Genomic DNA, 13,195 nt, shown 5'->3' with positions numbered 1-13,195 from the left:
CCTCGGGTCAGCTCATCAGGTGAGCGAGACCGGGAATGTAGCTCGACGCCCAGGCCAGCGCACTCATGATGCTCGCGAAGAGCGTGTAAACGAAGCCGATCGAGATACCGACGCCGAGGCCGCCGAAGACGAGGCCCGCGAGCACCACGATCCCGTCCCGTTCCACGAGGCCCAATCCAACCAGCGAGATCGCGAGCCCGAGCGGGATCTGCCCGAAGAACGGCGGCGCCACGATCAACGCCAACGAGAGGGCGAGGAGCAGCACGCCCATGCCGCGCATGCCGATCGCGGTCTCGAACAGGCTCATGCGCGGTTTCGACCAGCGCTCGAGCCGCTGCAGCAGCGGAACGGCGCGCGTCACCGCCTTCTGGACGGTCTCTTTCGCGATGGACGCGCCCAGGATCTTGCGGGGCAGCCAGGGCGAAGACATGCCGGCCGTGATCTGCACCGCGACGAGCAGCAACAGGAGTCCACAGACCAGCGGGATCGGCGGCGGCATCGGCAGGCAGTTCGGCAGGCCGAGCAGCACGACAAGCAGCGCGAAGGCACGGTCTTTCAGAACGGCGACGATGTCACCGACGGAAAGCCGCTCTCCCTCCTGGCGCGCGAGCACCGTGAGGACGTCGGAGGTTCGTGCACCGGAGGACAAGAGGGCTCGGCCCTGAGCTTTGCGTTTCCGCGCGGCTCTAGCCTACCGGCTCGATTCAGCCAAGTGAGCCTTCACACCTGCTGCGTTGATGGAACGAGCGAACACGAGCAGCGCTTAGGTTGGCACGTAAGGCACATCATAAACCTGAGATTAAATTGGAGGCTCGTGTCAAATTTGCAGCAGTCGGCACCTCGCCGTCGATGTTCACACCTGGATGACAGTCAATATCTGTCTTTGAAGCCGCGCGAATCTATCATTATCGCGGAGGTTCTCTGTTTTGTGCCAAGATCGACAGCAACGCAGACGTCGAAAGCGCCAGTTCTGCGCCAGCGCTCCTGCATTTCTGTGTTATTTGTTTCCGATTTCGGCTCTTGCGCAAAATTCACCGGTCAATGTTATCCTTTTTGGAAGCATGGATGCCGGACCTTCGACGTTTATCAGCTCTGGTTTCAAGGCCGCGCCAGATCGCGTAGACCGAGAGGGCTTCGCAGTACTTGGTGTTATCGGCGCGGGAGCTCGGCTCGAACGCGGGACAACTCCGACACGAAGCTTCATCCCGACCTTCGTGCGCACGACGAGCCTCACGGCCCTTCTCGGCGGCTATCAGTTCTTCTTCGATTGGGGTGTGATCGGGCTCTTCGTAGGGCCGGAAGGGTCATTCGAAAGCGTGATGGGCGTTGCCGGGTTCGGGCCGGTCGAGACCCGGATCGGAGCGCGGATGCAGGCGGAGATTTGGGCGCGGCCGAGTGAGGAGACGCTGGCAACGGCGACCGTCGTTCTCGGATCGGCGAGGTGGGACGCCTATGCGCGGATCTCAGCCGGGTATCGCCTGTTCGGTGCGTATCTAGGGCCGGAGGCCGCCGCCTATGCAGACCGCACCGGCTACGGCAAATGGAGCGCCGGCCTCCATGCGACGGATTTCAGCTTCGGCGATTTCAATTTTCGGCTCTCCGGCGGCTGCTCGTATGAGAGCGCGACGAAGCGTTTCGGCCCTTACATGTCGGTCGCGAGCTGGGTGTCACTCTGACCGGTGTCGCGGCTTGGGTGTCCTCCAGCCGTCTCGGGTCCAGTGAACCGAGGAAGCGCTCTGCATCGGCGCGAATCTCGGCCCGCCGCTCGTTGCCCATGCGGCCGAGCGTACGGTAGGGCATGGTCAGGCGCGGATTGCCCTTGAGCCTTTCCGCGTTGCGGATCAGGAAGTCCCAATAAAGGTAGTTGAACGGACAGGCCTCCTCACCAGCCTTACGCTTCACGTCGAAGGCGCAGTTCCCGCAGTAGTCCGACATTCGGTCGATATAGGCGCCCGAAGCTGCGTAGGGCTTCGAGCCCAACACACCGCCATCGGCCCACAGCACCATGCCGTGAACGTTGGGCAGCTCCACCCAGTCGAAAGCGTCGGCGTAGACGATCAGGTACCACTCCTCGACCTGTCGCGGCTCGATCCCGGCGAGCAGCGCGAAGTTACCGAGTACCATCAGACGCTGGATGTGGTGGGCATAGGCGTGGTCGCGCGTCTCCGAGATGCACTGGTGCAGGCAGTTCATCTCCGTCTCGGCCGACCAGTAGAACCAGGGCAGGTCGCGGTGCGCATCGAGTGCATTCGTCTCGGCATAGTCCGGCATCCGTGCCCAGTAGAGGCCGCGGACATATTCCCGCCAGCCGAGGATCTGCCGGACAAAGCCCTCGACGCAGTTCAACGGGGCCTTCCCATCGCGAAAAGCCCGCTCGGCCGCCTCGCAGACCTCCTCTGGCGTCAGCAGGCCGGCATTGAGCATGGGTGAGATCAGCGAGTGATAGAGGAAGGGCGCACCCTGGTGCATGGCGTCCTGATAGTCGCCGAACGTCGGCAGGCCGTCCTTGAGAAATCGGCCCAGGGCCTTCAGCGCGTCTCGTCGAGTGACCGGCCACGCGAAGCCGTCGAGGGATCCGAAATGGTCGCCGAATTCCTTCGCAACCAGCGCGATGCATTCGCGCGTCACGGCATCGGGAGGAAAGACGACACGATCGGGCGGTGAGATGGTCTTGGGAAGGCGCTTCCGGTTTTCCGGATCGTAGTTCCACTGGCCGCCTGTCGGCTCATCGCCATCCATCAACCAGCCGGTTCGGCGGCGCATCTGACGGTAGAAGGCCTCCATCAGCAGCGATGAGCGGTCGCCCGCCCAGGCCTCGAACTCGGCGCGCGAGCACAGGAAGCGGTTGTCTTCGCGGATCTCGACGGAGGGCGAGATGTCCTCGCGCCAATCCTGCATCATCTGCCAGACGCGCCACTCGCCCGGCTCGGTCATGACGATCCGGTGCGGCCCATGCCTGGCGATCGCCCGCTTTAGTTCGCCGGTGAACGAGCCGGAATTGCCGCGATCGTCGAGACGCACGTAATCGACCGCGATGCCCTCCTGCAGGAGCTCGGCCGCGAAGTGGCGCATCGCCGAGAACAGGAACGCGATCTTCTGCTTGTGGTGGCGGACATAGGTCGCCTCCTCGCGGACCTCGACCATCAGCACGACGTCGTGCTCGGGATCGAGGTCGGACAGCGAAGCAACGCGGCGGTAGAGTTGATCGCCCAGCACGAAGCGCAGCGTTTTCATGGCGCCCCTTAGTTTGGGTCTGTCAGCGAGCGTTCGATCTCGAGAAGTCCGCGGGATATTCCAAGACGCACCCGCTCCCACTAGCTAAGGCGACGGTACGCGCGCTGGAACCGGCCACCCGGCACGATCCAAGCGCGCAAGGTCGCAGCCCGCACGACAGGGACGAGGATGAAGTTCGCCTTCGCCGGAATCGACTTCCTCGGCAGCGTTTTCGACGGGCTGATCGAAGCGGGCTGGCAGCCGATCAAGCTGTTCACGCGGCCCTGCGACGGCGTCTACGACTTCAACGATGTCGTGGTCGCGCGTGCCCGCCAAGCCCGCCTCCCGATCCAACTCTCGCGCATCCGACCCGACGACATCGTCGCCCTCCATCAAGCCCATGGCCGCGACTGGTCGCTCGTCGTGGCGGGCTATCCGTGGCGCGTGACGGGCTGGCAGGGCCGGGTACGCCACGCGATCAACTTTCACCCCTCCCCGCTACCGACCGGGCGCGGGCCATACCCGCTGTTCAAGGCGATCCTCGATTCCTACGAGACATGGGGCGTCACAGCGCACGTGCTCGCCGAGGACGGTTTCGATACCGGCGACATCCTCGCGCAGGACATCTTCACGGTCGATCCTCTGGAAACCCATGAGACCCTGCTCAGCAAGTGCCGGATGGCCTCGCACCGACTCGCGAGCGGGCCGGTCGGTCGCGAGATCGCCCATCGCTGGCGCAGTGCCGAGCCGCAGGGCGACGGATCGTACTGGCCGCGCGTGACGGATGCGGACCGAACTCTCGACTTTCGGCAAGACGTCGACGTCATTCTGCGGAAGGTGCGGGCTTTTGGAGCGGTCGAGACCATCGCCCGGCTCGGCGAGGGCCGTGTCTTCGTCGTCGCGGCAGACGGGTGGCATGAAGCCCATGACCACGTGCCCGGTGCCGTCGTCCATCGCTACCGGCGCCAAGTGATCATCGCCGCGCGTGGCGGCTATGTGCAGCTTACGCGATGGAGCCCGGTTCCGCTGGCCGAAGCGGGACAGATCGGTCGCTGAGCCATGCCGCGGATGCGCCGGAAGGCCGATCTGCCGCAGAAGATTTGCGCGCAATGCGGGCGGCCGTTTGCTTGGCGCAAGAAGTGGGAACGGGTCTGGGAGGAGGTTCGCTACTGCTCGGACCGGTGCCGCGACGACGCGCGACGATCGAAGACGGAGAGCTGAGACTGCAAGCAGAGGCCTCGTCGGAAGCCGGAAGCAAGCGCGCACCCTGGACCGCTCCGTCGAGGGCCGTCGACGCGAGCAGATCGGGAAGAGGACAAAATTGGACTCTGGATCAAACGGCCCGGCTTGCTCCGAGCACGATCCGCGCAGCCGCCCGGCTCGGCTCGTCGCCGCCCGGCAGGCTCATGCGCTGATCGATCCGGGCCAGGGCGTCGAGCTGCCTGATGCGTTCCGGACCGCCGGTCACGAGAGGCGCCAACGTGTCGGCGAGTTGCTTCGGCGTGCAATCGGCCTGGACGTATTCGGGCATGGCGTTCTCGGCCAGGATGAGGTTCGGCAGCACGATGGTCGGCACCTGGATCAACCGCCGGGCTATCACCTCCTCGATCCGCGAAACCTTGTAGCCTACGACCATCGGGATGCCCGAAAGGGCCAGCTCCAGCGTCACGGTGCCCGACGCCGCGAGCGCCGCCCGCGCCCTCCGGAAGGTGCCGTGCTTGGCTGCCTCGCCATGGACGAGACGGACCGGGACGTCCCACGCCAAAGTCAACCGCTCGATCAGGGCTCGGTGCCGGCTCACAGCGGGCAGCTCGACCTCGATCGCCCCAACTCTCTCCACGAGCAGCGCGAGAGCTCGCCCGAAGACCGGCATCAGCCGCTCGATCTCGGAGCGGCGCGAGCCCGGCAGCACCACGATCAGCGGGGGCTGCGATTCACGGGCCGCGCGCTCGGATTCATCGGGGCGAAGGGCGTCGAGCCGCTCGATCAACGGGTGACCGACATAGCTGCAAGGCGGCCCACCGAGACGCCGATGCGCGTCGGGCTCGAACGGCAGCAGTGCCAGGATGTGATCGATATAGGGCCGCATCCCTTTCGCGCGCCACGGGCGCCAGGCCCAGACGCTCGGCGAGACGTAGTTCACGATCGGCAGGTCGGGCAGCCGCTTGCGCACCCGCGAGGCGACGGCATGGGTGAAGCCGGGGCTGTCGATGATGACGAGCGCGTCGGGCCGGCTCGCCACGATGGCATCGACAGTCTGATGGATGCGCCGGATCAGCGTGCGCAGCCGGTAGAGCACCGGCAGGTAGCCCATCACCGCGACGTCATCGATCGGGAAGAGCGAGGTCAGCCCCTCGGCGATCATCGCCTCGCCGCCGACCCCATGCAGGTCGAGAGGCTCGGGCGAAAGATCGCGCAGCGCGCGCATCAGCTTGGCCCCGAGCTGGTCGCCAGAATCCTCGCCCGCCACGAGCCAGAGCTTCCGGTGCATCAGGATGCCACGTCCAAGCCGATGAGAAACAGCCCGAGGCGATCGGCCTCAGCGGCGGTCTTCGCCTCGTCGATGATCAGGGTATGACCGGCCCCGAGCGCGACGCCGACGCATCCCGCCGCCGCGGCGTTGCGGATGGTGCGCGGGCCGATGGCCGGCAGATCGATGCGCAGATCCTGGCCGCGCTTCGGCAGCTTCACGAGAACGGTGCCCTCCGGAGCGGCCCCGTAGCCGAACGGCTTCCGGCCGATCGCACGAGCGCGGGCGAGCATGCGATCGGTGCCCTCCGGCCCTTCCACCGCGAGTACGCGCTGCGCCGCGACCACGGCCGCTTGGCCGACATCGTAGGGCGCCAGCGCGTTCAGCATGCGCTGCCCGGTGCCGATCGAGACCTGAGCCGCTGCGCTCGGCGCATGACGGCCGATCTGGCCGGGTCGTCCGAGGAGATCGGGCGCGACCTCGTGCACGCCGACGACGCGGTGGCCCTCGTCCTCCAGCAGGCCGATGACGGCGCGGAGCAGCCGGTCGTCGCCGCCCGCCATGTGCCGGAGGATGTCGCGGTTGCGCATGGCATGCGCCGCGTTGAGCAGCGCGGCCGGGCTCGGACGCGCGACGCCGCCGGCCGGCACCACGCCGCAGGGCGCCCATTCCTTGAGGATGCGCAGCGTCCCGGGGATGTCGAGCAGGTCGACCGTGGCCGAGGCCCGCGCGCGCATCGACCGCTCGGTGAAGCCGCGCACCGCGAGCACCCGAAACGGGCGCCCGGCCCGCTCCAGCGATCCCGCGACGAGTTCCGGGAGGCGGCCGGCTCCGGCCACCAAGGCGAGCGTCCCCGCTTCGACGCTCGCGTTCATCGGCGACGCCTCAGCCTGCCGCCGGGGTGCCGCGCGGCGTGCAGACCGAGCGTTTGCCACCCTCGCGGATGAAGGCGAGGATCTCCTGGACGCCCTTATGCGCATCGAATTCCGCCGCCACGTCCTCGACCCGCTCCATCAGCGTGCCTTCGGGGGCGAAGAGCAGCCGGTAGGCGCGCCGCAGCGCATGGATGTCCTCGCGCGAAAAACCGCGGCGCTGCAGGCCGATGATGTTCAGCCCCGAGAGATAGGCACGGTTGCCGAGCACCATGCCGTAGGGAATGCAATCGTTCTCGAGCCCCGAGAGGCCGCCGACGAAGCCGTGGGCGCCGACGCGGGCGAACTGGATCACAGCAGCGCCGCCGCCGAGGATCGCATAGTTGCCCACGGTGCAATGGCCGGCGAGCATGACGTTGTTGGAGAACACGACGTGGTCGCCGACCTCGCAATCGTGCCCGACATGGCTGTTGGCGAGGAAGGCGCAGCCATTGCCGACCGTGGTCTTGAGGCCGCCGCCCGCGGTCCCCGGATTCATGGTGACACCCTCGCGGATCATGCAATCCGAGCCGATGGAGAGCGTCGAGGCCTCGCCGCGATACTTGAGATCCTGCGGCGGATGGCCGAGCGAGGCGAAGGGATAGATCCGCGTGCGCGGGCCGATGTTGGTCATGCCGGCGACCACGACGTGGCTCACGAGCTCGCAGCCCTCGCCGAGGATCACCTGCGGCCCGACATGGCAGAACGGGCCGATCTTGACCCCGTCGCCGATCTGCGCCCCGTCCTCGACGACGGCACTGGGATGGATGATCGCGCTCATTCCACCACCAGCATGGCGCCGATCTCGGCCTCGGCGACGAGCACGCCATCGACGCGGGCCTCGCCGCGGAACCACCACATCGTCCGCTTGCGGTTCGTCTTCTTCATGTGAAAGCGCACCTGGTCGCCGGGCACCACGGGCTTGCGGAATTTGCACTTGTCGATGGTCATGAAGAAGACCTGCCTCGACGAGGCGTCCGGCGTCGCGATGTGCCGGCAGCAGATCGCGCCAGCCGTCTGGGCCATGGCCTCGATCAGCAGCACGCCGGGGAAGATCGGCTGCTTGGGGAAGTGGCCGGTGAATTGCGGCTCATTGGCCGTAACGTTCTTGATGCCGATACAGCTGTCGTCGCCGTCGATCTCGATGATGCGGTCGATCATCAGGAATGGGTAGCGGTGCGGCAGATACTCCATCACCTTCTGGATGTCGGCTGAGCCGAGTTCCTTTGGCGTCCCCTCGGTCATCGACACGTCACCCTACCTCATGCGCCCGCGGGCGCCCTCACGTCGCCCATCTCGCCTGTCGTTTCAGGAGAGCGTCCTCTTCGGAAGAAAATCCGGCAGATGCAAGACCTTCGGGCCTGTCATGCGGCGCGGATCGCGGATGAGGCGCTTCCTCAGACGATCCGGCGATCGAGCCGGATGATGCGGCACGGCTCGCCGGCGCGTGCCGCTGGAGCATGGGTCTCACGGATCAGCAGGGCTTCCGAACGACCCAGCACGGCGAGCATCGAGGAATCTTGGCGCGTCTCCGCCGTCGCGGTGGGGAGGCGATCGGGGGCGGTGTCGAGCCGGGCGCGCATGTAGTCCTGGCGCTTGTCGTTCTCAGGCATGTCGCGGCCGAGGATGGCCGGCTCGCTGCGGTCGGCGCCGGCATGGGGATCGCCGAGCAGCGCCCGGATCGCCGGCACGACGAAGAGCTGGCCGCAGACGATCGACGAGACCGGGTTGCCCGGCAGGCCGATCGCCAGCATCGAGCCGAGCCGGCCGTGCATCAGCGGCTTGCCGGGACGCAGGGCGACCCGCCAGAAGCCGAGATCCATGCCCTCCTCCGAGAGCGCCTGCTGGACGAGATCGTGGTCACCGACCGAGGCTCCGCCCAAGGTGATGAGCAGGTCGGCATTGGCGTCTCGTGCGCGGCTGATGGCCCGCGTGAGCGCACCGAGGTCGTCCGGGGCGATTCCGAGATCGATCGGGTCGGCTCCAGCCTCGCGGGCGATGGCCGCGACAGCAAGGCTGTTCGAGGCGACGATCTGGTCCCAGGCGGCGGCTTCGCCCGGCTGCACCAGCTCGTCGCCCGTGGCGAGGATCGCGACCCGGGGACGGCGGCGGACGCCGAGCCTGGCGTGACCGGCCGACGCCGCAAGCGCGAGGCGGCGCGCATCGAGCGTTTCGCCCGGCTGCATCAGGACGTCGCCCTCGCGGAAATCGAGGCCGGCTGGACGGATGAACTTTTGCGGCGAGACGCCCTCGCGCGCCGTGATCGTTTGTCCGTCGGCGTCGGCGTCTTCCTGGATCAGGATCGCGTCCGCGCCCTGTGGCACGGGGGCTCCGGTGAAGATGCGGACCGTTTCGCTGGCTTCGATCGCGCCGGCAAAGCCGTGTCCGGCAGCGCTGGTACCGACCAGGCGGAGCGTTGCCGGGATGCCGGCGAGGTCCGCCGAGCGCACGGCGTAGCCGTCCATGGCGGAAGCCGGAAACGGAGGCTGCGTGCGACGGGCGACGACAGGCTCGGCGAGCGTCCGGCCATGGGCCTCGGCGAGCGCCACGCTCTCCGCCTCAACCGGCCCTGGCACGCTCGCCAGGATCCGCGCCAGCGCCTCGGCGACCGCGATCATGCCGCTCATCGGGTCTCGCTCCGCCACGCGCCGGACTTGCCGCCGTCCTTCTCGAGCAACCGTATGCCCTCGATCCGCATGCCGCGATCGGCCGCCTTCACCATGTCGTAGATCGTCAGGCAGGCGAGGGAGACGGCGGTCAGCGCCTCCATCTCGACGCCGGTCTGGCCGGTGACGCGCACCTCGGCCGTGACGCGCAGGCCGGGCAGAGCGTCATCCGGTTCGCAATCGACCTTGACCTTGGTGAGCAGCAGCGGGTGGCAGAGCGGGATCAGTTCGTGCGTGCGCTTGGCCGCCATGATGCCGGCGAGCCGCGCCGTGCCGATGACGTCACCCTTCTTCGCGTCTCCCTCTCGGATCAGCCGCAGGGTCTCCGGCAGCATCACCACGACACCCTCGGCACGGGCCGTGCGCGAGGTAACGGCCTTGTCGGAGACGTCGACCATGTTCGCGGCGCCGGCCGCGTCGAGATGGGTCAGCGCGCTCATGCGTGCTCGCCGAACAGGAGTGCCCGCGTCGCGGCGGTGACGTCGGCCTGCCGCATCAGGCTCTCGCCGACGAGGATCGCGTGAAGGCCGGCCGCGCGCAGCCGCTCGACCTCGGCATGACTGCCGATGCCGCTCTCGGCGACGGCGATGCGGTCCTCGGGAATGCCGGGTTTCAGGCGGATCGCCGTTTCGAAGGAGACCTCGAAGGTCTTGAGGTTGCGGTTGTTGACGCCGACGAGGCGGCTACCGAGGGGAAGCGCGCGCTCCAGTTCCTCGGCATCGTGCACCTCGACGAGCACGTCCATGCCGAGATCATGCGCTGTGTCGGTCAGCGCGCGCGCCGCCTCGTCGTCGAGCGAGGCCATGATGACCAGGATGCAATCGGCACCCCAGGCACGCGCCTCGAAGACCTGGTAGGGCTCGAACAGAAAATCCTTGCGGATCACCGGCAGCCGGCAGGCCGCGCGGGCTTCCATCAGGTATTCCGGCGCGCCCTGGAAGGACGGTGTGTCGGTGAGCACCGAGAGGCAAGTCGCTCCGCCCTTCTCATAGGCCTTGGCCAGCGTCGCCGGGTCGAAATCAGCGCGGATCAGGCCCTTCGAGGGCGAGGCCTTCTTGATTTCGGCAATGAGGGCGGGACGGCCTTCCGCGATGTGAGCCGCGATCGCATCCGCGAAGCCGCGCGGCGGATCGGCCTTGGCGACCTGCTTCTCGAGCTTGGCCAGCGGCATCCGGAGCTTCGCCTCGGCGATCTCGCGGCGCTTGTAGGCCTCGATGCGGGCGAGCACGGAGGCCCGCTCGCCGGACGCCCCCGTCGTCACCTCGGCCACGATGTCGTCCATCGGCTTGTCCTCAACACCAGCCGCCTTTGCGCGGCCAGCCGTCTATCACGCGTTCGACACCGCGACGAGGCGCTGCAGGGTCGCCAGGGCCGCGCCCGTGTCGATGGCGTTCTGGGCCCGCGCGACGCCGTCGGCCAGGGTGTCGGCGCGGTCGGCGACCAGCAATCCGGCGGCCGCGTTGATCACCGCGATGTCGCGATAGGCGTTGCGCGCGCCTTCCAGCACCTGGACCAGGGCCCGGGCGTTGTGATCGGGGTCACCGCCGCGCAGGTCCTCGAGCGTCGAGAGCACGAGGCCGCATTCGCGCGGGTCGATGCTGAAAGACGAGATGCGGCCGTTTTCCAGCGAGACCACATGGGTCGGGCCGGTGACGGTGATCTCGTCGAGCCCGTCCGAGCCGTGCACGGTCCAGACCCGCCGGGAGCCGAGTTCGGCGAGCACCTGCGTCAACGGCTCGGCCCAGGACGGCATCGATACGCCGAACACCTGCGCCGTGACGCCGGCCGGGTTCGAAAGCGGCCCGAGCATGTTGAAGATCGTTCGGAACGGCAGCTCCTTCCGCACCGCCGCGACGTGGCGCATGGCGGCGTGGTGGGTCTGCGCGAACAGGAAGCATAGGCCCGCCTCGTCGAGGCAGCGCGTGAGGCCAGCCGGCGGCAGTTCGAGCTTCACGCCCAGCGCCGCGAGCACGTCCGCGGCACCCGAGCGTGAGGTCGCAGCCCGGTTGCCGTGCTTGGCCACCGGCAGGCCGCAGGCGGCGGTGACGATCGCGGCCAGGGTCGAGACGTTGTAGCTGCCCGAATGGTCGCCACCGGTGCCGACTATGTCGATGGCATCCGCAGGGGCCGTGATGGCGATCATGCGTGCGCGCATGGCCTCGACCGCGCCGACGATCTCGTCCACGGCCTCGCCCTTGACCCGCAGCGCCGAGAGAAATGCGCCAGCCTGGACCGGCGTCACCTCTCCCGACAGCAGGTCGTCGAAGGCGGCGCGGGCCTGCTCGCGCGTCAGCGCGCTGCCGGCGGCGATCGTCGCGAGGTAGGGCTTGAAGGAGTCCATCGTGGATGAGGGTTCAGGTGGTCCGAACGGCGGCGTCTCTCACCGTCATTGCGAGCGAAGTGAAGCAATGACGGTGACTTGGCTTCAATGCACGCCACCGCGCGCCTTGTCACGCTCGGCCCGCCAGGCGGCGGCGATGTCGAGGAAGTTGCTCACGATCCGCGCGCCGTGATGCGAGAGAATGCTCTCCGGGTGGAACTGCACGCCGTGCACCGGAAGCGTCGCGTGCTGCATTCCCATCACGAGCCCATCCGCCTCCGCCGTGATCTTCAAGGCACCCGGAAACGTCGCGCGTTCGACGACCAGCGAGTGGTAGCGGGTCGCCTGGAAGGCATCGTTCAGACCGCGAAAAATGCCCTCGGCGCGATGCGAGATGGTCGAGACCTTGCCGTGCATCGGCGCCGGCGCGCGCACCACGTCGCCGCCGTAGGCCTGGCCGATCGATTGCAGCCCGAGGCAGACGCCGAAGATCGGGATCTCGCCGCCGAGCTCGCGCACCACGTCGAGGCAAATCCCGGCCTCGTTCGGCGTGCAGGGACCCGGCGACAGCACGATCGCATCCGGCGCCCGCTCGCGAATGCCGTCGATGCCGATCTCGTCGTTGCGCACCACGTCGATGCCGCCGCAGAGCGGGCCGATCAGGTGCACGAGATTCCAGGTGAAGGAATCGTAGTTGTCGATGACGAGGACGTTGGACATCGCGGGCGATCGGCCTGAGCTCATACCTCAGCGTTTCGCTGCTCGACCCGGCCACGTCAATCGGCAGCCCGACGTCACGTCCCGTCGCGACGGCCCACGATCGCGAACTGCGCACCCTGCGGGTCAGACGCCTGGACCACCCACATCCCTCCCGGCACCTCCATTGGTCCGTTCATGACGGCGCCACCGGCCTGACGGAGACGCTCGGTGGCCGCGTCGATCTCCTCGACGTTGACGTAGTAGAGCCAGCTCGGCGCCGGAGGTCCGGGCAGGTTCATCATGCCGCCGGTGGCCATGCCGTCGAGCGGGGCGTTCTGCGCGTGGAAGAGTTGGTAGGTGCCCATCGGGCCGATATCGATGGCCTCGCCCTTCCGCCAACCGAACAGTGTTTCGTAGAAGGCGAGCGACGATGGCCAGTCATGGGCGTAGAGCTCATGCCAGCCGAAATGGCCGGGCGTGCCCGGCACCGGTGCTGCCGGCGGCGTGCCGTCGCCGCGGAACAGCACGAAATTGGCACCCTGAGGATCGGCCACCACCGCGAACCGGCCGATGGCGGGGATGTCCGCAGGCGGCCTGTGGATGGTGCCGCCGGCCCGCATCACGGCTTCGGCCTTTGCATCGACATCGGCGACCGCGACATAGCCGATCCAGCCCGGCCTGCCGCCATGCTGCCGAACCTCGTCGGGGATCTCCATGATGCCCGCGACCCGATGCTCGCCGACAAGGGCGAGGGTGTAACGCATCTCGGAATAGCCGGAATCGACGAGGTTCCAGCCGACGACCTTTCCGTAAAAGGTCTCCGCAGCCTTCGGATCGGTGGTCATCAGCTCGTACCAGACGAAGCTGCCTTCGGTGGTGGACATACGGGCCTCCGATGCGGTCGTGGAGCGACTCG

At 67.5% G+C, this 13,195-nt stretch carries 15 protein-coding genes; 3 read left to right on the top strand and 12 right to left on the bottom strand.

What is annotated here, in order from left to right; all coding sequences use genetic code 11:
* Positions 1 to 7 precede the first annotated feature (7 nt).
* A complete protein-coding gene (locus tag GGR33_RS08230) occupies positions 8 to 649 on the bottom strand; it encodes an exopolysaccharide biosynthesis protein (protein ID WP_210301918.1) in 642 nt (213 codons plus the stop codon).
* Positions 650 to 1,001: 352 nt separating this feature from the next.
* Between GGR33_RS08230 and bcsS the strand changes: the two genes are divergently transcribed.
* Positions 1,002 to 1,676, top strand: a complete 675-nt coding sequence (bcsS, locus tag GGR33_RS08225; RefSeq protein ID WP_246412920.1) for a cellulose biosynthesis protein BcsS — start codon at positions 1,002 to 1,004, stop codon at positions 1,674 to 1,676.
* Here the strand turns inward: bcsS and GGR33_RS08220 are convergent.
* The gene (locus tag GGR33_RS08220; RefSeq protein WP_183503873.1) at positions 1,585 to 3,234 is read right to left on the bottom strand and encodes a cryptochrome/photolyase family protein; all 1,650 of its coding nucleotides are present in this window, start codon (positions 3,232 to 3,234) and stop codon (positions 1,585 to 1,587) included. The genes bcsS and GGR33_RS08220 overlap by 92 nt on opposite strands.
* A 168-nt stretch (positions 3,235 to 3,402) precedes the next feature.
* Between GGR33_RS08220 and GGR33_RS08215 the strand changes: the two genes are divergently transcribed.
* Positions 3,403 to 4,269, top strand: a complete 867-nt coding sequence (locus tag GGR33_RS08215; protein WP_183503871.1) for a formyltransferase family protein — start codon at positions 3,403 to 3,405, stop codon at positions 4,267 to 4,269.
* Positions 4,270 to 4,272: 3 nt separating this feature from the next.
* Positions 4,273 to 4,434: a DUF2256 domain-containing protein gene (locus tag GGR33_RS08210; protein ID WP_183503869.1), complete on the top strand. Its 162-nt coding sequence runs from the start codon at positions 4,273 to 4,275 to the stop codon at positions 4,432 to 4,434.
* Positions 4,435 to 4,546: 112 nt separating this feature from the next.
* Here GGR33_RS08210 and lpxB read toward each other — a convergent pair whose 3' ends face one another.
* The 10 genes from lpxB to GGR33_RS08160 all read right to left on the bottom strand — a co-directional run bounded on the left by lpxB (position 4,547) and on the right by GGR33_RS08160 (position 13,163).
* The gene (lpxB, locus tag GGR33_RS08205) at positions 4,547 to 5,707 is read right to left on the bottom strand and encodes a lipid-A-disaccharide synthase (protein ID WP_183504984.1); all 1,161 of its coding nucleotides are present in this window, start codon (positions 5,705 to 5,707) and stop codon (positions 4,547 to 4,549) included.
* Positions 5,704 to 6,558: an LpxI family protein gene (locus tag GGR33_RS08200; protein WP_183503867.1), complete on the bottom strand. Its 855-nt coding sequence runs from the start codon at positions 6,556 to 6,558 to the stop codon at positions 5,704 to 5,706. Before GGR33_RS08200 ends, lpxB begins: the two co-directional genes overlap by 4 nt.
* A gap of 10 nt (positions 6,559 to 6,568) precedes the next feature.
* Entirely contained in the window at positions 6,569 to 7,375 is an 807-nt protein-coding gene (gene lpxA / locus GGR33_RS08195) for an acyl-ACP--UDP-N-acetylglucosamine O-acyltransferase (RefSeq protein WP_183503865.1), read from the bottom strand.
* Positions 7,372 to 7,839, bottom strand: coding sequence for a 3-hydroxyacyl-ACP dehydratase FabZ (fabZ, locus tag GGR33_RS08190; RefSeq protein ID WP_183503863.1), 468 nt, complete (start codon positions 7,837 to 7,839; stop codon positions 7,372 to 7,374). The genes lpxA and fabZ overlap by 4 nt, the downstream gene beginning before the upstream one ends.
* A 152-nt stretch (positions 7,840 to 7,991) precedes the next feature.
* Complete coding sequence (locus tag GGR33_RS08185; RefSeq protein ID WP_183503861.1) at positions 7,992 to 9,221, bottom strand: molybdopterin molybdotransferase MoeA; 1,230 nt, start codon at positions 9,219 to 9,221, stop codon at positions 7,992 to 7,994.
* Positions 9,218 to 9,700, bottom strand: coding sequence for a cyclic pyranopterin monophosphate synthase MoaC (moaC, locus tag GGR33_RS08180; protein WP_183503859.1), 483 nt, complete (start codon positions 9,698 to 9,700; stop codon positions 9,218 to 9,220). The genes GGR33_RS08185 and moaC overlap by 4 nt, the downstream gene beginning before the upstream one ends.
* On the bottom strand, positions 9,697 to 10,542 hold the full coding sequence (gene trpC / locus GGR33_RS08175) for an indole-3-glycerol phosphate synthase TrpC (RefSeq protein ID WP_183503857.1): 846 nt from the start codon (positions 10,540 to 10,542) through the stop codon (positions 9,697 to 9,699). The genes moaC and trpC overlap by 4 nt, the downstream gene beginning before the upstream one ends.
* 45 nt (positions 10,543 to 10,587) lie before the next feature.
* Positions 10,588 to 11,601, bottom strand: coding sequence for an anthranilate phosphoribosyltransferase (gene trpD, locus GGR33_RS08170; RefSeq protein ID WP_183503855.1), 1,014 nt, complete (start codon positions 11,599 to 11,601; stop codon positions 10,588 to 10,590).
* Positions 11,602 to 11,685: 84 nt separating this feature from the next.
* The gene (locus tag GGR33_RS08165; protein WP_183503853.1) at positions 11,686 to 12,300 is read right to left on the bottom strand and encodes an anthranilate synthase component II; all 615 of its coding nucleotides are present in this window, start codon (positions 12,298 to 12,300) and stop codon (positions 11,686 to 11,688) included.
* 74 nt (positions 12,301 to 12,374) lie between these two features.
* Positions 12,375 to 13,163: a VOC family protein gene (locus GGR33_RS08160; protein ID WP_183503851.1), complete on the bottom strand. Its 789-nt coding sequence runs from the start codon at positions 13,161 to 13,163 to the stop codon at positions 12,375 to 12,377.
* Between the last annotated feature and the right edge of the window lie 32 nt (positions 13,164 to 13,195).

The sequence above is a fragment of the Methylobacterium brachythecii genome (assembly GCF_014196345.1).
In the GTDB taxonomy this organism is placed as follows: Bacteria; Pseudomonadota; Alphaproteobacteria; order Rhizobiales; family Beijerinckiaceae; genus Methylobacterium; species Methylobacterium brachythecii.
This window is presented reverse-complemented; position numbering and strand designations above follow the sequence as displayed.